At 70.4% G+C, this 18904-nt stretch carries 16 protein-coding genes; 3 read left to right on the forward strand and 13 right to left on the reverse strand.

The window, feature by feature from the left end:
• Positions 1-21: 21 nt before the first annotated feature.
• The 5 genes from ACWCPI_RS02950 to ACWCPI_RS02970 form a co-directional block, all read right to left on the reverse strand.
• On the reverse strand, positions 22-861 hold the full coding sequence (locus tag ACWCPI_RS02950; RefSeq protein WP_451036808.1) for a carbohydrate ABC transporter permease: 840 nt from the start codon (positions 859-861) through the stop codon (positions 22-24).
• Between the two features lie 8 nt (positions 862-869).
• Entirely contained in the window at positions 870-2234 is a 1365-nt protein-coding gene (locus tag ACWCPI_RS02955) for an ABC transporter permease subunit (protein WP_451036429.1), read from the reverse strand.
• A 5-nt stretch (positions 2235-2239) separates the two neighbouring features.
• Positions 2240-3577, reverse strand: coding sequence for an ABC transporter substrate-binding protein (locus ACWCPI_RS02960; protein WP_451036809.1), 1338 nt, complete (start codon positions 3575-3577; stop codon positions 2240-2242).
• 86 nt (positions 3578-3663) lie between these two features.
• On the reverse strand, positions 3664-5343 hold the full coding sequence (locus ACWCPI_RS02965; RefSeq protein WP_451036430.1) for a glycoside hydrolase family 13 protein: 1680 nt from the start codon (positions 5341-5343) through the stop codon (positions 3664-3666).
• Between the two features lie 142 nt (positions 5344-5485).
• On the reverse strand, positions 5486-6754 hold the full coding sequence (locus ACWCPI_RS02970; RefSeq protein WP_451036431.1) for an ABC transporter substrate-binding protein: 1269 nt from the start codon (positions 6752-6754) through the stop codon (positions 5486-5488).
• A gap of 124 nt (positions 6755-6878) precedes the next feature.
• Here ACWCPI_RS02970 and ACWCPI_RS02975 point away from each other — a divergent pair, with 124 nt between their 5' ends.
• Genes ACWCPI_RS02975 through ACWCPI_RS02985 form a run of 3 tightly spaced genes read left to right on the forward strand, consistent with a single transcriptional unit; the run spans position 6879 to position 10519 of the window.
• The gene (locus tag ACWCPI_RS02975) at positions 6879-7394 is read left to right on the forward strand and encodes a PadR family transcriptional regulator (protein ID WP_451036432.1); all 516 of its coding nucleotides are present in this window, start codon (positions 6879-6881) and stop codon (positions 7392-7394) included.
• Positions 7391-8185: an ABC transporter ATP-binding protein gene (locus ACWCPI_RS02980; RefSeq protein ID WP_451036433.1), complete on the forward strand. Its 795-nt coding sequence runs from the start codon at positions 7391-7393 to the stop codon at positions 8183-8185. Before ACWCPI_RS02975 ends, ACWCPI_RS02980 begins: the two co-directional genes overlap by 4 nt.
• Before the next feature lie 51 nt (positions 8186-8236).
• Positions 8237-10519, forward strand: a complete 2283-nt coding sequence (locus ACWCPI_RS02985; protein WP_451036434.1) for an FtsX-like permease family protein — start codon at positions 8237-8239, stop codon at positions 10517-10519.
• Between the two features lie 15 nt (positions 10520-10534).
• On the opposite strand, the gene ACWCPI_RS02990 is transcribed toward ACWCPI_RS02985, so the two are convergent.
• The 8 genes from ACWCPI_RS02990 to gap all read right to left on the reverse strand — a co-directional run bounded on the left by ACWCPI_RS02990 (position 10535) and on the right by gap (position 18819).
• Entirely contained in the window at positions 10535-11578 is a 1044-nt protein-coding gene (locus ACWCPI_RS02990) for a proline-rich domain-containing protein (RefSeq protein ID WP_451036435.1), read from the reverse strand.
• Between the two features lie 81 nt (positions 11579-11659).
• Positions 11660-13315: a glucose-6-phosphate isomerase gene (gene pgi, locus ACWCPI_RS02995; protein ID WP_451036436.1), complete on the reverse strand. Its 1656-nt coding sequence runs from the start codon at positions 13313-13315 to the stop codon at positions 11660-11662.
• A gap of 52 nt (positions 13316-13367) precedes the next feature.
• The gene (locus ACWCPI_RS03000; protein ID WP_451036437.1) at positions 13368-14651 is read right to left on the reverse strand and encodes an MFS transporter; all 1284 of its coding nucleotides are present in this window, start codon (positions 14649-14651) and stop codon (positions 13368-13370) included.
• Positions 14652-14800: 149 nt separating this feature from the next.
• Positions 14801-15136 (reverse strand): RNA polymerase-binding protein RbpA, encoded by a 336-nt coding sequence (locus ACWCPI_RS03005; RefSeq protein WP_003957010.1) that lies wholly within the window; start codon positions 15134-15136, stop codon positions 14801-14803.
• Between the two features lie 201 nt (positions 15137-15337).
• Positions 15338-15574, reverse strand: coding sequence for a preprotein translocase subunit SecG (gene secG, locus ACWCPI_RS03010; protein ID WP_031121198.1), 237 nt, complete (start codon positions 15572-15574; stop codon positions 15338-15340).
• Positions 15575-15672: 98 nt separating this feature from the next.
• Positions 15673-16449: a triose-phosphate isomerase gene (tpiA, locus tag ACWCPI_RS03015; RefSeq protein WP_451036438.1), complete on the reverse strand. Its 777-nt coding sequence runs from the start codon at positions 16447-16449 to the stop codon at positions 15673-15675.
• Between the two features lie 6 nt (positions 16450-16455).
• The gene (locus ACWCPI_RS03020; RefSeq protein ID WP_451036439.1) at positions 16456-17667 is read right to left on the reverse strand and encodes a phosphoglycerate kinase; all 1212 of its coding nucleotides are present in this window, start codon (positions 17665-17667) and stop codon (positions 16456-16458) included.
• Positions 17668-17811: 144 nt separating this feature from the next.
• Positions 17812-18819, reverse strand: a complete 1008-nt coding sequence (gene gap, locus ACWCPI_RS03025) for a type I glyceraldehyde-3-phosphate dehydrogenase (RefSeq protein ID WP_451036440.1) — start codon at positions 18817-18819, stop codon at positions 17812-17814.
• Positions 18820-18904 lie beyond the last annotated feature (85 nt).

Raw genomic sequence — 18904 nt, forward strand, 5'->3', positions numbered from 1 at the left:
TGCCTGCGCGGCTCGCCCGCGCTACTTCACCGAGCCGGCCATGACTCCCTGCACGAAGTGCCGCTGGAACGCGAAGAACACCACGACCGGGACGACCAGCGACACGAACGCGCCCGGCGCCAGCACATCGATGTTGCTGCCGAACTGCCGTATCTGGGACTGGAGTTCCACGGTCAGCGGCTGTGAGGCGCTGTCGGCGAAGAGCAGTGCCACCAGCATGTCGTTCCACACCCACAGGAACTGGAAGATGGCCAGGGAGGCGATCGCGGGGCGCCCCACCGGGAGCACCAGCCGCGTGAAGATCCGCCACTCGCTGCCGCCGTCCATCCGGGCCGCCTCCAGCATCTCCTTCGGCATCTCGGCGAAGTAGTTGCGCAGCAGGAACACCGCGAACGGCAGTCCGTACGCCACATGGAAGAGGACGACGCCGGGAATCGTACCGAACAGCCCCAGCTGGCCGAAGAGTTTGGCGACCGGCAGCAGCCCGATCTGCACGGGCACCACCAGCAGCGCCACCACGACCAGGAAGGTCGCCTCCCGCCCGGGGAAGTCCAGCCATGCGAAGGCGTAGCCCGCGAGCGCCGCGATGACGACCACCAGCAGGGTGGCCGGCACCGAGATCAGGACGGTGTTCCAGAAGGCCTGTGTGATGCCGGCGTTGCCCAGCAGGGCCGAGTAGTTGTCGAAGGACAGCTGGCCGGGGCTGGTGAACACCGTCCACCAGCCGCCTTTCGCGGTGTCCTCGGCGGACCGCAGCGACGACAGGAACAGTCCGGCGAGCGGTGTCATCCACACCAGTCCGACCACCACGAGGAAGGCCTGGACGAGTCCGTTGCCCAGTCCGCGCCGGACCGTGTTCATGGCCGCGTTCATCGCTGACTCCTTCGGAAACGGCGGACGTTGAAGACCATCGCCGGGATGACCAGGAGCAGAAGCAGCACACCGAGCGCGCTGCCCAGGCCCTGGTTGTTGCCGCCGCCGAACGACACCAGCCACATCTGCGTCGCGAGCACGGTCGCGTCCTCCTGCACCGGTCCGGGCGCGATGATGTACACGAGGTCGAAGACCTTCATCACGTTGATGACGAGGGTGACGAACACGACCGTCAGCACCGGGGCCAGCAGCGGCACCGTGATCCGCCGGAAGATCTGCCACTCGTTGGCCCCGTCCATCCGTGCCGCCTCCAGGGCGTCCCGGGGAAGGGTCGCCAGGCCCGCGCCGATCAGGACCATCGCGAAGCCCGTCCAGATCCACAGGTACGCCCCGATGATCGCCGGAGTGACGAGCGTGGGCCCGAGCCAGGAGATGCCCTCATAAGGGGCGGCGAAGTTGGAGGCCGGCAACCTGACCGTGTAGGACCCCTCGTCCAGACCCTCGAAACGGAAGGAGCCGTCGGACGCGGTGGTCGTCGAGGCGACCGCCTTCCCGGCCTGCACCGCCTCGACCTCCATCTCCGGCAGCCCGCTCTCGCGCCGGTCGACCTCGCCCTGCTTCCCTCCCCCGCCGGGCGTGAAGTCGAGGTACACGACCCCGCGCAGCTCATCGGGCCTCGCCTTCGCCCCCGCCGCCGCGTACGCCGGCTCGGCTCCGTCGGGCACGTCGTCCGGGAGCACACCGACCAGGCCCAGCGTGACCGCCTCACCCGGGGACGCGCTCGCGTTCAGGCGGTACGAGCCGTCCGTCCCCTTCGTCAGTTGCTGCCCGTCGCGCGCCCGGGCCGTCGGGTAGGTCGACGAGCCCTGGAACACGTCGTGCACGGAGACGGCCGCGGCGTTCAGCACGCCCTTGTCCGGGTCCTCGTCGTAGGCGAGCCGGAAGATGATGCCGGCGGCGAGGAAGGACACCGCCATCGGCATGAACAGCAGCAGCTTGAACGCGGTGGCCCAGCGGACCTTCTCCACCAGCACGGCCAGGATCAGGCCGAGGCCGGTGAGCAGCGCCGGGGCCACCACCACCCAGATCGTGGTGTTGCGGACGGCCTTGAGCGTCGCCGGGTCACGGAACATCTCGGCGTAGTTCTCGCCGCCCACGAAACGGGTGCCGGAGGCGTCGAAGAGGCTGCGCCCGACGGAGAACAGCACCGGGTAGACGACCAGGGCGCCCAGCAGGAGCAGCGCGGGGAAGACGAAGAGCAGGGCGACGATCTTCCCGCGCCGCCGGGTGCGCCGGGAGCGCGCCTTGTCGGCGCCGGAGGCGGGCGTGGGGCCCGCCTCTTTCACGAGTGTGGCGGTCATGAACGTCAGCCCTGGTCCTGGTACGCCTTGGCCGCCGCGGCCTCCAGCTTCGCCGCGGTCGCCTTCGGGTCGGACGGGTCGCGCAGGAAGTCCTGCAGGAGCTTCCACTCGCCCGCGCCCTTGGTGCCGCCGAAGGAGGCGGGGGCCTGGTCGGACATGTCGAAGCGGACCGAGTCCGAATCACCGGCCGCCACCAGAGACTTGGCGGTCGCACGGGTGACGTCGTCGCCGTAGGAGGCGGGGTCGACGTTCTTGTTGGGGGACAGGAAGCCGCCCGCCTCCGCCCACACGGCCGCGGCCTCCGGGGTCGCCAGGTACTCCAGGAGCGCCATGCCGGCCTTCTGGTTCTTGCCGTCCTTGAGGACGACGGCCGCGTCCCCGCCGCTGACCACGGGTGCCTTGCCGCCTCCGACCGCCGGGAACGGGAAGAAGTTCGCGTCCTGGCCTATCGACTTGCCGAACTGGTCCTTGGCCACGCCGGCGACGAAGTCGCCCTCGTAGACCATGCCCGCCTCGGGCTTCGGCCCGAACACCTTCTCCACGGAGCCCGGGAAGTCGGTGTTGAGGGCGCCCTTCTGGCCGCCCGCGATCAGCTGCTTGTCCTTGAAGAGCTTGCCGAGGGTGGTGAGCGCGTCGACGACGGAGGCGTCGGTCCACTTCAGCTCGTGCGCGGCGAGGGCGTCGTACTTCTCGGGCCCGGCCTGGGAGAGGTAGACGTTCTCGAACCAGTCGGTGAGGGTCCAGCCGTCCTGCCCGGCGACCGAGAACGCGGCGAGCCCGGAGTCGGACACGGTCCGCCCGGCCTTCAGCATGTCGTCGTACGTCTTCGGCGGCTTCACGCCGGCCTGGGCGAGGGCGTCGGGGCTGTACCAGACGGTCGACTTGTGGGCGGCCTTGAAGTAGAGGCCGTAGAGGGCGCCGTCGACGCTGCCGTAGTCCTGCCAGACGGGGGCGAAGTTGGCGTCCACGGACTTCTGGACGGTCTTGGACAGCGGCTTGAGCCAGCCCTGCTTCGCGAACTGCTTGAGCACGCCGACCTGCGGGACCATCACCACGTCGGGGGCGTTGCCGCCCTCGATCTTGCTGCCGACCACGGTGGAGACGTTGTCCCCGGTGGACACGAACTGCGTCTTGGCGCCGGTCTTCTCGGTGAAGGCGTCCAGCACCTTCTGGAAGTTCTTCTGCTCGGTGCCGGACCAGACGCCGGCCACGGTGACCGTCTGGCCGCTGAGCGCCTTGTCACCGCCGCCCGCGGAGACCGGTCCGCCGCCGCAGGCGGTCGCGCCGAGCGCCAGGACGAGTGCGGTGCAGCCGGTGAGCAGGGTGGTACGTCGTCGCATCATCATCGATGTCCCTTCGGGGAATGGGAGAACTGACGGTTGATCGGGCCTTGCGGACAGGAGGGTCGGGCAGGGTCGGGCGGGCGCGGTCAGACGGCTTCGGGGGCGGTCCCGTCGCTCATCCACCAGGCCGCGGTGGAGCCGGGCAGTACACCGGCCGGGCAGGGGCCGCTCGACAGCAGGGGGCTGCCGGAGGCGGGCGCGGGGACGGGCGCCGTACCGAAGTTGACGGCGCACACGAGGCCGTCGCCGCGGACGAAGGCGAGGACACCGGGCGGGCTGTCCAGCCAGCGCAGCGTGCCCTCGCCCAACTGGGGCAGCGCGTGACGCAGTTGCAGTCCGTCGCGGTACAGGTGCCAGAAGGAGCGGGTGTCGGCGAGGGCGCGGTCGGTGGCGTACTCGGCGAAGTACTCCGGCTGCGGCAGCCACGGCTTGGCGCCCTCCACCCCGGAGGTGAAGCCGAAGGGCGAAGCCTGTCCCGACCAGGGCAGCGGCACGCGGCAGCCGTCGCGGATGCGGGCGCGGCTTCCGGTCCGGCGGAAGATGGGGTCGGTGAGCACGTCGTCGGGCAGGTCGACGACCTCGGGCAGGCCCAGTTCCTCGCCCTGGTAGATGTACGCGGCTCCGGGCAGCGCCAGCATCAGCAGCGCGGCGGCACGGGCGCGCGCGGCACCGAGGCCGCTGCCTTCGGTCGCGGGTTCGCCGTAGCGGGTGACGGTGCGGACCTGGTCGTGGTTGTTGAGGACCCAGGTGACCGTGGAGCCGGTGCCGGCGATGTCCTGCATGGCCTCGGTGATGACCTTGCGGAAGGCGTCCGCCTCCCAGGGGGCGCTGAGCAGGTCGAAGAAGAACGCCTGGTGCAGTTCGTCGGCGCGGACGTACCGGGCGTGTTCGCGTGCGGTGGGCACGGACACCTCGCCGACCAGGAGCCGCTCCCGGCCGTCACGGCCGGTGTACTCCTCGCATATGGAGCGCCACCGGCGCCACACCTCGTGCACCTCGGGCTGGTTCCAGGCGAGCGGGTTGACCGAGTCGCGGGTGCGGGCGTCGGCCTCCGGGTCGTCGGAGTCGGGCAGCTCGGGGTGCTTGAAGAGGCCGGCGGCGACATCGATACGGAAGCCGTCGACACCCCGGTCCAGCCAGAAACGCAGGACCCGGTCGAACTCGGCACCGACTTCAGGGTTGCGCCAGTTCCAGTCGGGCTGCTCGGGAGTGAACATGTGCAGGTACCACTGACCGGCCTGTCCGTCGGCCTCGGTCACCCGGCTCCACGCCGGGCCACCGAACATCGCGTGCCAGTTGTTGGGCGGCTCGCAGCCGTCGGCGCCGCGGCCGTCGGCGAAGTGGAATCGGGCGCGGGCCTCGCTGCCGGGTCCGGCGGCCAGCGCCTCCTGGAACCACGGGTGCTCGCTGGAGCAGTGGTTGGGGACGATGTCGAGCAGCACCTTGATGCCGAGCCGCCGGGCTGTCGCGACCAGCAGGTCGAACTCGGCGAGGTCGCCGAAGACCGGGTCGACGTCGCAGTAGTCGGCGACGTCGTAGCCGTGGTCGTGCTGGGGCGAGGGGTAGAAGGGGCTCAGCCAGATCCCGTCGACGCCGAGCTTCTTCAGGTACGGCAGTCCGGCCCGGACGCCGGCGAGGTCGCCGACGCCGTCACCGGTGCTGTCGAGGAAGCTGCGGACGTAGACCTGGTAGATCACCGCGTCACGCCACCAAGGGTGCCTGTTCAACCCATTGACCTGTCTCTGAGGAGGGCAGCTGTTATGCATGCATGTTAAGTAGGCGTGTCGCACAGGTGTCAATGAACTGGACAGAAGCTACTGACCGGTCAGGGCTTTATTTGGGCATTTATTCCACCAAACCGACCCCAGAAGAGACCGCGGCGTTACTTAACAAGTAACTACGGAAGGGTCAGTGCGCGATGCCGTCGAGCTCACGCGCCAGTCGCCGCACGGCCGCCGCGGGCGTCTGGCGCCCGCTCATCGCGTCGTGCACGACCGCCTGCACGACCAGGCTCACCTGGTCGTAGCGCGGGCTCTTGGGGCGCGGGGCGGCCGCCCGCACGCTCTCGCGCAGGGTCGGCAGGTACGGGAACTCCCGCACGAGTTCGGGATCTTCGTAGATGTCGGCCCGCACGGGTGGCAGCGCACCCCGCGTGAGGACCTGGCGCTGGACGCGCTCACTGGTCAGGTACGCGATCAGCCGGGCGGCCGAGTCGGGGTGCCGGGCGTGGCTGCTGACGGCGAGGTTGGAGCCGCCCAGCACGCTCACCCCCGGCCCGTCCGGACCCGGCAGCGGTACGGCGCCGATCTTCCCGGCCACCGGTGAGCCCTTGGCCGACGCGCCTACGTAGGCGTACGGCCAGTTGCGGAGGAAGAGCAGGCGTCCGTCCTGGAAGGCACGCTTGGACTCCTCCTCCTTGTAGGTCAGCGCCTGTCTCGGGATCCAGCCCTCGCGCACACCGCGGGCGAGGAAACCGATGCCCTCACGGGCGGCCGTCGAGTTCACCGTGACGCGCTCGCCCTCGTCGCCGAGGATCGTGCCGCCCGCCGAGTACACGGCCTCGGCGGCGTTGACGGTCAGGCCCTCGTACGGCAGGAACTGGCCCGCGTAGCCGTCGAGGCCGTGCTCGGGCGCGATCGTGCGCGCCGCCCGCTCCAGTTCGGACCAGGTGCGCGGTGGGTCGACGCCCTCCTCGGCGAGGATGTCCTTGCGGTAGAGGAGCAGGCCGGCGTTGGTGACGTACGGGACCGCGTACAGCTGCCCGTCGTAGGTCGCCGTGTTCACGACCCGGGGCAGGAAGGTGTCCAGGGGGAAGCGGTCACGGGCCAGTGGACGGATCCAGCCGTGCGCCGCGAACTGCGAGGTCCAGCTGACGTCGATGTTGAGGACGTCGAAGCGGCTGCGGTCACCGGCACGCAGGTCGGTGGCCATCTGCGCCTGGGTCTCGTCCGCGGAGTCGGGCAGCTCGACGAGGGTGACCTTCTCGCCGGGGTGGGTGCGGTTCCAGCCCTCCAGGACGGAACCGAGATAGCCGGTGAGGTCGCCGGCGGTGGCGAGGGTCAACGGGCCCCTGCCGTCCGCGGGACCCTCGTCGGAGCCGACGCCGGAGGCGACGTAGCCGGTCACGATCACGACAAGGACGAGAAGGCCCCTACCAGCGGCGTGGATCCACCGCATAGGTTCCTCCTTGCACACCGGCCCCAGGCACCTTCGCCCGGAGTCAGAGGCCATGTATACCTGTTAGGTATGCGCGATACTAGGCCTCGCGGCACATTACCCACAGGCGAGGAGGAGAGCACGAGTGCGGCTGCCCCTCCTGGCGCTCCTGGCACGCGGACCGGCCCACGGGTACGAGCTCAAGCAGGACCTTGAGCAGACACTGGGCTCCGCGTACCCTCAGCCGAACGTCGGCCAGATCTATGTGACCCTCGGCCGCCTCGAGAAATCGGGGTTGATCGAGGGCGAGGACGTGGAGCAGTCGAGCCGGCCCAACAAGAAGGTCTACCACCTGACCGACGCCGGGCGTGAGGCGCTGCGCGCCTGGTTCGAGGAGCCCGAGGACGAGCCACGGGTACGGGACGAGTTCTTCATGAAACTGGCCCTCGCCCCGCAGAGCGGTCTCGCCGACCAGGTCGCCCTCATCAACAAGCAGCGCCGTCAGTACCTGAACACCATGCGCCAACTGTCGAAACTCGCCGCCGCAGAGGACCGGGACAACCGCATCGCCCATTTGCTGATAGAGGGCGCGATGCTGCATCTGCAGGCCGACCTCGACTGGCTGGAGCGGTGCCAGGAAGAGCTGGAGGAGCTGGAGTGAACGACGATTCCACTCCCAGGCGGCGATCGGACGCCCCTGCGCCGCCCGCCGAGGGCCCGGTGCTGCGCGCCGAGGGCCTGGTCAAGACGCATCACGGGGAGGGCGCCCCGGCACATGCCGTGCGGGGAGTCGATCTTTCCGTCCGGCAGGGCGAGTTCGTGGCCGTCACGGGTCCGTCCGGGGCCGGCAAGTCGACCCTGCTGCATCTGCTGGGCGGGCTCCAGCGGCCCGACAGCGGCAGCATCTGGCTGGACGGCGAGCGCGCCGACGGGTGGAGCGAGGCCCGCTGGGCGGTCGAGCGCCGGAAGCGCATCGGGATCGTCTTCCAGTTCTTCAACCTGGTCTCCGACCTCTCCGTCGCCGACAACGTCGAGCTGCCCGCCCTGCTGGCCGGAGTACCGCCGAAGCGGGCGCGCGCCGAGCGGGCGGAGCTGCTGGGCGAACTGGGCCTCACCGGCAAGGAGCGCAGCATGCCGGGCGAGCTGTCCGGTGGCGAGCAGCAGCGGGTCGCGCTGGCCCGGGCACTGGTCAACCGGCCACCGCTGCTGCTGGCCGACGAACCCGCCGGCAGCCTGGACAGCAAGGGCACCCGCGAGGTGATGCGGCTGCTGTCCCGCTTCCACCAGCGCGGCCAGACCATCGTGCTGGTCACCCATGACGCACGGCTGGCCAGCGCCGCGGACCGGGTGATCAGCTTCTTCGACGGCCGGATAGCCGACGACGCCGAACTGGACGCGGGCACTGCGCCACGCCGGCCCGGCATCTCCGGCGTGCTCGAACTCAAGGACTGACATGCGGGTGTACGACCACTGCCCGGCGCCCGGGCCGAGGGGTTGAGGCCCGTGCGAGCCACCCTGCGCTGGGCGCACTCCGATCTGCGCACGCACCGCGGCGAGGCGCTGTTCCTCGTGCTCGCCACGGCCGGGATCGTCGTCTCCCTGCTGCTGGCCACGGCCCTCTTCGGCTACGCCACCAACCCCTGGCAGCGTGTCTTCACCCAGGCTCACGGCGCGCACGTGTGGCTGCACACCGGTTCCGCGGCCGACACCGGCAAGCTGGGCGAACTGGACGGCGTCGAGTCCGTCGCGGGCCCCTACCCCAGCGTGTCCACCACCCTGGCCTCCCAGGGCGCCCGCGCCTCCGTCGAGCTGCGCGGCACGCCCGACCACCCGGCCGTCGGCCGCCCGCTGCTCACCGCCGGCCACTGGCTGGACCCCGCCGCCCCGGACGGTGTCGTCCTGGAGACCCGCCTGGCCCGTGCCCTCCTGGCCATGCCCGGGGACACCCTCGCCCTGCCCGGCTCCGGCCGGACCGTGACCGTTCTCGGTACCGCCGACAGCGCTGAGCCGCGCTACCGGCCCGGCGAGCGGCCGGGGCTCGTCTGGACGCAGCCGTCGGCCGTGCCGGACCCGGGCGGCCAGGTGATCGGGCTGCGTCTGACGGACCCGGAGGACACGGACTACGCCGTCCAGCGCGCCGTGACCGTGCTGGGCGCCGGCGCGGTCGGCGAGGTCTCCACGTGGCAGCAGGCGCGCGCCGAGGCGCAGGGCGACAACCGGCTGCTCGGCCAGGTGCTGGCGCTGTTCGGGCTGGGTGCGCTGGTCGCCGCCGGGCTCGCGGTGCACGGCGCGATCGGCACCCGCATCCGGGGCCACCTGCGGGACATCTCGGTTCTGAAGGCGATCGGCTTCACCCCCGGTCAGGTGGTCCGTGTCTTCCTGCTCCAGCACCTCGCCTACGCCGTGCTGGGCGCCCTGGCCGCCGCGGCCGTCATCCAGGCCCTCGGCAGCCGGATCCCGGGGCGGCTCGGGGACGCGGTCGGGGTGTGGCAGGGGCTGCCCGGGCACACCGTCGCACTGGTCGTGGTGCCGGTGGGGGCGGTGCTGTTCATCGGCGCGACCACGGGGCTGGCGGCGTGGCGGGCGGGCCGGGTGCCACCGGTGCCGGTGCCGCGTCCGGCGGCTCCGTTCGGCGGGCGGCTCTCGGAGGTGGCCCGGCGGGCGCTGGGGCTGCGGCTGCCGCCCGCGCTGGTGCTGGGCGGGCATCGGGCGTTCACGCGTCGCCCTCGGTCGCTGGCGACGGTGGCCCGGCTCACGCTGCCGCTGCTGCTGATCGTGGTCGCGATGAGCGCGTGGACCACCATCGACCGTTTCGACAGCAGGCCCGAGCAGATCGGACTGCCGACCGCCCTGACCGTCCACGCCGACGCCGGTCTGGCCGACCGGGAGGCCCGCGCGATGCTGGAGCGCGACCCGCAGGTCGCCGCCGCCTACCCGGGCGTCGAGGTCGCCGCCCTGGTCCCCGGCCAGACGGCCACGATCGCCCTGCGCGGCCTCGGCACCCGGCAGGACCCGTACCCGTACGCGCTGGCGGAGGGCCGTGCCGCCCACGGCCGCGACGAGGCGGTGGCCGGGCAGGGGCTGCTGGACCTGCTGGACGTGAAGGTAGGCGACTGGGTGCGGATGACCGTCGGCGACCAGCCGCAGATCCTGCACATCGTGGGCCGCAGCATCGAGCCGGAGAACGCCGGCCGGGTCATCTCCACGTCCCTCGACACCCTCCGCGAGAACGACCCGGGCCTCGGCCCCACCCTCTACGAACTGCGGCTCCACCCGGGCGCGGACCCGGACCGGGTCGCCGACCGGCTGACCGAGGCCGGACGCGGGCACCTGGACGTGAACGCCGCGCCCGATCCGGCCGAGGGTCTGTCCCCGCTGCGCGGAGTCGTCGTGGGCCTGATCGTCGTACTGGCCCTGATCGGGCTCATCGAGCTGCTGACGGCGATCGGCGGCGCCGTCCGCGAGAGCGAGCGTGACCTGCTGGCCCTCAAGGCCATCGGCCTGTCCCCACGGCAGATCACCGCGATCACGATCGTCTCCACCGGCTGCACCGCCCTGGCGGCGGTCGTCGTCGCCACGGTCCTGGGCGCACCGCTCGCGAGCCGGCTGATCGACGCCCAGGGCAGGTGGAGCGGAATCGGTGCCGGGATCGCCCAGGGGCCGTCCCCGGTGTTCCTGCTCCTCTTCGGGGCCGCCGCGGTGCTCGGCGCGGCCGCGCTCGCCGCGGTCCCGGCCTCCCGCGCGGCCCGCCGCCGGCTCGCGGACACATTGAGCGCGGTGGCCTGACCGGCGCCCGCTGGGTCACTGCGGGTGGTACGGGGGCGGCGGGTTGTGGGGCGGCCGCGGCGCGTACGGGTGCTGCGCGCCCGAGGCGTACGGGTCGCCCTGCGGCGGGGTGCCGTAGGGGTTGCCCTGCGGCGGGGTGGCGTACGGGTTGCCCTGCGGGGGTGCGCCGTACAGGTTGCCTTGCGGGGGTGCGCCGTAGGGCTGCGCGGGTGGGGCGTACGGGTTGTTCTGCGGTGGCACGAAGCCGCCGGGTGCGTACGACGGCGGAGGGGTCGGTGTCGGTGTCGGTGCGGGCGCGAACGCCGGGAGCGGCGGCAAGGTGGCCGGGTGTGCCGCCAGCCGGATGCCGTACCTGCTCTTGAGGCGGCCCATCTCCAGCAGGGCGATGGCGGTGACCGTCAACGGGGCACCCAGGATGAAGACCACGCCCATGGCGAGGCCGAGGCCGTGCAGGTCGCCCGTGACGAGATCGGGGATGGCCATGAGCCACGTCGTCACCGTGGCGAGCAACGGCGGCAGACAGCGGTGCACCGCCGCGGTGCCGAAGAAGTTCCCCGAGACCCGGTAGGCGCCGGCCATCACGAAGAAGGCCATCCACAGGCCGACAAAGCCGACCAGCAGCCCGCCGAGGGTCCCGAAGGCGTTCCCCATCCGGAAGGTCAGCACCGTCCCGAGCGCCGAGCCGATGAACAGCAGCAGCAACTTGAGCGACCTGACGAGCGGTGTCCTCAGCTGCCCGACCGTGCCCCCGCCGGAACGCCGCCACAGATAGAGCATCACGGCGACCGTGAGCGGTGTGACGAACAGCAGCACGAGGCAGGCGGTCGCCGCGTTGTCGAGCATCTCCTCGAAGGCGAACCCTCCCTCGACGAAGGTGTACACCCCGAACGCCGCGACCGCGCCCGCGATGACGCGCGCCTTCTTCAGCGCGTCCACGGACGGATCCAGCGGCTCCGGGATCCAGGCCGGATGGAAGACCGCCTTCGCCGCCCGGTGGGGCTTGAGGAACGACCGGGCGGTCGGCGTGCCGCCGGTCCAACTGCCTCGCGGATACGTCAACTTGCACTCCCCCGAGTGATCGTCACCTGATCGGCGAGGGAGTCTACGGGAAGCGGGCGGCGCCCGCTTCCCGTATCGGCGTCACCGCCGTCCGCGCAGCTCCCGGTACTTGGCGACGAGCGCCTTCGTGGACGCGTCGAGACCCGGCACCTCGGTGCCCTCGGTCAGCGCCGGCTCCACCCGCTTGGCGAGGACCTTGCCGAGTTCCACACCCCACTGGTCGAAGGAGTCGATGTTCCACACCGCGCCCTGCACGAACACCTTGTGCTCGTACAGCGCGATCAGCTGACCGAGGACCGACGGGGTCAGTTCGCGCGCGAGGATGGTGGTCGTGGGGTGGTTGCCCTTGAACGTCTTGTGGGCCACCAGTTCCTCCGGCACCCCCTCCGCACGCACCTCCTGCGGCGTCTTGCCGAACGCCAGCGCCTGCGTCTGGGCGAAGAAGTTCGCCATCAACAGGTCGTGCTGTCCCTTGAGTTCCTCGCTCATCTCGGCCACCGGCTCGGCGAACCCGATGAAGTCCGCCGGGATCAGCTTGGTCCCCTGGTGGATCAGCTGGTAGTAAGCGTGCTGTCCGTTGGTGCCCGGCGTGCCCCACACGATCGGCCCCGTCTGCCAGTCGACCTCCTGCCCGTCCCGGCCGACGTACTTGCCGTTGGACTCCATGTCCAGCTGCTGCAGATAGGCGGTGAACTTCGACAGGTAGTGGCTGTACGGCAGCACGGCATGCGACTGCGCGTCGTGGAAGTTGCCGTACCAGATGCCCAGGAGGCCGAGCAGCAGCGGCACATTGGACTCGGCGGGGGCGGTACGGAAGTGCTCGTCCACGAGCCGGAAGCCGTCGAGCATCTCGCGGAAGCGGTCAGGGCCGATGGCGATCATCAGCGCCAGTCCGATCGCCGAGTCGTACGAGTACCGCCCGCCGACCCAGTCCCAGAACTCGAACATGTTCGCCGTGTCGATGCCGAAGTCGGCGACCTTCTCGCCGTTCGTCGACAGCGCGACGAAGTGCTTGGCGACGGCCTCGGGGCCCGCCTTGAGCTCGCCCAGCAGCCAGTTGCGCGCCGAGGTCGCGTTGCTGATCGTCTCGATGGTGGTGAAGGTCTTCGAGGCGATCACGAACAGCGTCTCGGCCGCGTCCAGGTCACGCGTGGCCTCGTGCAGGTCGGCGCCGTCGACGTTCGACACGAAGCGGACGGTGAGGTCGCGGTCGGTGAAGCTGCGCAGCACCTCGTAGGCCATCGCCGGGCCGAGGTCGGAGCCGCCGATGCCGACGTTGACGACGTTGCGGATGCGCTTGCCGGTGTGGCCGGTCCAGGCGCCGGAGCGGACCCGGTCCGCGAAGTCGGCCATCTTGTCGAGCACCGCGTGCACACCCGGCACGACGTTCTCTCCGTCGACCTCGATCACCGCGTCCCGCGGGGCCCGTAGCGCGGTGTGCAGCACGGCCCGGTTCTCGGTGGTGTTGATCTTCTCGCCGCGGAACATGGCGTCCCGCAGTCCGAAGACGTCCGTCGCGGCGGCCAGCTCGCGCAGCAGCCGCAGCGTCTCATCGGTGACCAGGTGCTTGGAGTAGTCGATGTACAGGTCGCCGACCCGCAGCGTGTACCCCGCGCCGCGATCCGGGTCGGCGGCGAACAGCTCCCGCAGCTGGACCTCGCCCAACTCCTCGCGATGCCTGACCAGCGCGGTCCACTGGGGCGTCCGGTTCAGCCTGGTACGACCGTCTGCGTTCATGTCCGACTTCAGCCTTCTTTCGTGCCTGATGGGGCTGTTCCAACCTAGTTGATCAGCGGGTGACGTGAGCTGTCGTCGCGTCGTCGTCCGGTGAAACGGCGGGCGACGCGACAACAGGTACGTCCCATCCGGCGCCTGGTATCAGCGCGAGGACCGACAGGACGAAGAAGGCGGCCGTGAGCAGGACGGGGGCGTTCGGGCCCCAGGCGGTGGCGGCGGCACCGCCGAGCAGGGCTCCCAGCGGGGCCCCGGCGACGGCCAGCGTCCGGAAGGCGGAGCTCACCCGGCCCAGCATGTCGACGGGGGCGCGCTGTTGCATCAGGGTCGTGGTGTTGATGTTCCACACCATCCCCAGGAATCCGAAGACGGCCAGGGCGGCCGCCAGGGCGGTCAGGCTCCGTACCGTGCCCATGACGACGAGGGCGCCGGTCTGCACGCATCCGGCGAGGAGCACGGCCCGCGCCCGTCCGAGCCGGGCGGTGACCCACCGGTTCCCGACTCCCCCGGCCAGGCTGCCGACGGTGTACGCGGTGGACGCGACGGCGAATCCGGTGGTGCCCGCCTCCAGCCATCCGGTCACCAGGACGACCAGGGTGGCGATCAGTGCCCCCATGCCGATGTTGCACAGAGCCGTCGCGGCGCACAGCCCGCGCAGCGCCCGGTCACGCCACAGGGTGCGCAGCCCGTCCGCGATGTCCCGGCGCAGGGTGCTCCCTGCCTGTTTCGGCGCCCGATCGGGCGCCGCGGTCCGCAGTGAGGCGATCAGCGCCGCGGCCAGCACGAAGGTGACGGCGTCGGCCGCGAAGGGGACGGCCGCTCCCGCGGCGAGCAGCAGTGGCACCGCGGGCGCCCCCAGCAGCCCGCCGGCGATCCGCTGCCCGGTCATCAACCGGGCGTTGGCGCTGCCCAGCGCCTTCGGATCCACCACGTGGGGCAGCAGGGCCGTGGCGGCGTTGTCGAAGACGGTCTGCAGAGCGGTCAGGACGAAGGCCAGCGCGATGAGGAGGCCGATCGAGGCGTGGCCGAGTCCGACGGCCACCGCGAAGGCACCCATCAGCAGGCCCCGTGACGCGTCCACCGCCCACATCGCGCGCCGCTGATCCACCCGGTCGGCCACGGCGCCGCCGAGCAGCCCGAACAGGAGCCACGGCAGATAACCGCAGGCGGTGACCGCGGCGATCAGCAACGGCTGGTCCGTCAGCGTCACGGCCAGCAGCGGCAGGGCGGCCGTACGCAGGGCGTCACCGAAGCCGGACAGCACGGCCGCGCTCCACAGCCGCCCGAATCCCCCACGCCAAGCGGGTGCACGCGCACCCACCACCTCAGCCGACGCCATGACTCCCCCTCCGGACACCGATGCACAAGATCGATGGACAAACCGTAGAGGGCACCACTGACAACCGGCCTGACGGCGGGAGTCCGCCGCAGTCCGAGCCGCATACAGGACCGGCCGGACACCCGAAGGCACCCGGCCGGTCCCAACTCCTAGATCTCGCCCCGCAGTTTGGCGAGTGCCTCGGCGAGGATCGCCTCGCCGTCAGCGTCGCTGCGCCGTTCCCGTACATACGCCAGGTGCGTCTTGTAGGGCTCGGTGCGCGGCGGGTCCGGCGGGTTGTCCCGGTCCTGTCCGGCGGGGAAGCCGCAACGCGGGCAGTCCCAGGTGTCGGGAACCTGCGCGTCGCTGGCGAAGCTGGGCTGCGTCTCGTGCCCGTTGGAGCACCAGAAGGAGATGCGGAGACGCGGCGCGGACTCGCCGCGCTCGGCCTCGCCCATCGGCCCCGCCCCGACCCGGCTTCCTCGGATCGCGTTGCCACTTGCCACGGTCGTAACTCCCTGCGTGATGGTGCCGCGAAGCGAGTCGGCGTTCCGCTTCGCCGCGAGCGCCTCAGTCTACGTAAGGCCCAACGCGCGTCCAGTGATTGGAGTTACAGAACCCTCACACCAAGACGCAAGCCCCATGATAGGCCGCGCTCAGCTGCGCGTACCGAACATGGGGCCTTGCGTAGGGATTGTGCGTGCCGGTCAGTTGTTCACCTTCATGAGGATGCCCAGCACGACAATGCAGGCGAACCAGAGCAGACCGACCACGACGGTGATCCGGTCGAGGTTGCGCTCGGCGACCGAGGAGCCGCCGACGGACGACTGCATGCCACCACCGAACATGTCGGAGAGACCGCCGCCCTTCCCCTTGTGCATCAGCACCAGCAGCATCAGCAGCAGGCTGAAGACGATCAGGGCGATCGAGAACCCCAAAACCACGGCTGGACCAACTTCCTCGGACTTGTACGGACGACGGGGGCACGGTGGTAGGCCACCATGCCCCCGCAAGGGTACGACGTATCGCCGCTACCGCATACTCACTGGTCGCGGAAGCGCACGATCTTGACGAACTCGTCGGCGTCCAGCGAGGCACCGCCGACCAGGGCACCGTCGATGTCGGCCTGCGCCATGATCTCGGCGACGTTGCCGGACTTCACGGAGCCGCCGTACTGGATGCGGACCTTGTCGGCCACGTCCTGCGAGTACAGTTCGGCGATCTTGCCGCGGATGGCGGAACAGACCTCCTGGGCGTCCTCGGCGCCGCAGACCTTGCCGGTGCCGATGGCCCAGACGGGCTCGTAGGCGATCACGATGGTCTCGGCCTGCTCGGCGGGCAGGTCCTTCAGACCGCCCTCGACCTGGGCGAGCGTGTGCGGGACGGCGTTGCCGGCCTCGCGGACGTCCAGCTCCTCGCCGACGCACATGATCGGGGTCAGGCCGTGCTTGTAGGCGGCCTTGACCTTGGCGTTGACGATCTCGTCGGTCTCGGCGTGGTACTGGCGGCGCTCGGAGTGGCCGATGGCCACGTACGTGCACTTCAGCTTGGCCAGCATGGAGCCGGAGATCTCGCCGGTGTAGGCACCGGAGTCCTGCGCCGAGATGTCCTGGGCGCCGTACTTGATCTTCAGCTTGTCGCCGTCGACCAGCGTCTGCACGGAGCGCAGGTCGGTGAAGGGCGGCAGGACGGCGACCTCGACGGCCTCGTAGTCCTTGTCCGCGAGGGCGAAGGCGAGCTTCTGGACGTGGGCGATGGCCTCGAGGTGGTTGAGGTTCATCTTCCAGTTGCCCGCCATCAGCGGCGTGCGCGTGCTCATAAAGGGTCAGTCCTCCAGTGCGGCGAGGCCGGGGAGCGTCTTGCCCTCAAGGTATTCGAGGGAGGCGCCGCCGCCGGTCGAGATGTGGCCGAATGCGTTCTCGTCGAAGCCCAGGGTGCGCACGGCCGCGGCGGAGTCGCCGCCGCCGACCACGGTGAAGCCCTTGGAGTCGACGAGGGCCTGGGCGACCGCCTTGGTGCCCTCGGCGTAGTCGGGGTGCTCGAAGACGCCCATGGGGCCGTTCCAGAAGACGGTGGCGGCGTCGGCGAGCTTCGAGGCGTACAGCTTGCGGGTCTCAGGACCGATGTCCAGGCCCTCCTGGTCGGCGGGGATGGCGTCCGCGGCGACGGTCGTGGGGTTGGCCGGGGCCTTGGTCTTCAGGTCCGGGAACTCGGTGGCGACCAGGACGTCGACCGGCAGCACGATCTCGACGCCGTTCTTCTCGGCGCGCTCCATGTACTCGGTGACGGCCGGGATCTGGTCCTCCTGCAGCAGGGAGATACCGACCTCGTAGCCCTTGGCCTTGAGGAAGGTGTAGGCCATGCCGCCGCCGATGAGCAGACGGTCGGCCTTGCCGAGCAGCTGGTCGATCACGGCGAGCTTGTCGGAGACCTTGGCACCGCCGAGCGCGACGACGTACGGCCGCTGCACGTCCTCGGTGAGCTTCTTCAGGACGCCGACCTCGGTGGCGATGAGGTGGCCCGCGTAGTGCGGCAGACGGGCCGGGAGGTCGAGGACCGAGGCGTGCCCCCGGTGCACCGCGCCGAAGCCGTCACCGACGTACACGTCGGCGAGGGCGGCGAGCTGGTCGGCGAAGGCGCCGCGCTCGGCGTCGTCCTTGCTGGTCTCGCCGGCGTTGAAGCGGAGGTTCTCGACGACCGCGACCTGCCCGTCGGCGAGGCCGGCGACGGTGGCCTGCGCGGACTCGCCCACGGTGTCCGTGGCGAACCCGACCTCGGCGCCGAGGAGTTCACCGAGGCGGGCGGCGGCCGGGGCCAGGGAGAAGGCGGGATCCGGGGCGCCCTTGGGGCGGCCCAGGTGCGAGGCGACGACCACGCGGGCGCCCGCCTCGGCCAGCGCCTTGACGGTGGGCAGCACGGCGCGGATACGGCCGTCGTCGGTGATCGTGGTGCCGTCCAGCGGCACGTTCAGGTCGGCGCGGACGAAGACCCGCTTGCCTGCGACGCCTTCGGAGAGAAGTTCGTCGATCGTCTTCATGAAGGGGACTCCTGAGAAGGGCTCGTGATCGCTCGGAAACGCTCGTGATCCAACAGGTCTGACCTGCACGTGAGTCAGGGCTCGGACGGCGCGTCCCTGCGCCGCCCGAGCCCTGCACTCACAACAATGTGCCTGCTCTGGATATCAGAGCTGGTTACCGACGAAGACCGTCAGGTCGACGAGGCGGTTGGAGTAGCCCCACTCGTTGTCGTACCAGCCGATGACCTTCACGTTCTTGCCCTCCTGGACCATGGTCAGGGAGGAGTCGAAGGTGCAGGACGCCGGGGCGTTGACGATGTCGGAGGAGACGATCGGGTCCTCGGTGTACTCGAGGATGCCCTTCAGCTCGCCCTCGGCGGCCTTCTGGAAGGCGGCGTTGATCTCTTCCTTGGTGACCTCGCGGCCGAGCTCCAGGACGAGGTCGGTGACCGAGCCGGTCGGGACCGGGACGCGCATCGCGATGCCGTCGAGCTTGCCCTTGAGCTGCGGCAGGACCAGCGCGGTCGCCTTGGCGGCACCCGTGGTGGTCGGGATGATGTTCTCGGCGGCGGCACGGGCGCGGCGCAGGTCCTTGTGCGGGAAGTCCAGGATGCGCTGGTCGTTCGTGTACGCGTGCACCGTCGTCATCAGACCCTTGACGATGCCGAAGTTCTCGTCGAGGACCTTCGCCATCGGCGCCACGCAGTTCGTGGTGCAGGAGGCGTTGGAGATGACGTGGTGGTTCGCCGCGTCGTACTTGTCGTGGTTGACGCCCATCACGATGGTGATGTCCTCACCGGAGGCCGGAGCCGAGATGAGGACCTTCTTGGCGCCGCCGGCGATGTGCTTGGCGGCGTCGTCCTTCTTCGTGAAGATGCCGGTCGACTCGATGACGATGTCGACGCCCAGCTCGCCCCACGGGATGTCGGCGGGGTTGCGCTCGGACAGGACCTTGATGGTCTTGCCGTCGACGGTGATCGAGTCGGCGGTGTGGGTGACCTCCTGCTTGAGGCGGCCCAGGATGGTGTCGTACTTCAGCAGGTGAGCCGTGGTCGCAGTGTCACCCAGGTCGTTGACAGCCACGATCTCGATGTCAGCGCCCTGCTCCAGCAGCGCGCGGAAGTAGTTGCGACCGATACGACCGAAGCCGTTGATGCCTACGCGGATCGTCACGAACCGATCTCCTCGTTGGTACGCCGGCCATGCGGTGCCGGCGAGCTCTGTTTGGGATGTCCCCGACCGCCTACGACCCTACCTC

The sequence above is a fragment of the Streptomyces sp. NPDC001920 genome, assembly GCF_053594495.1.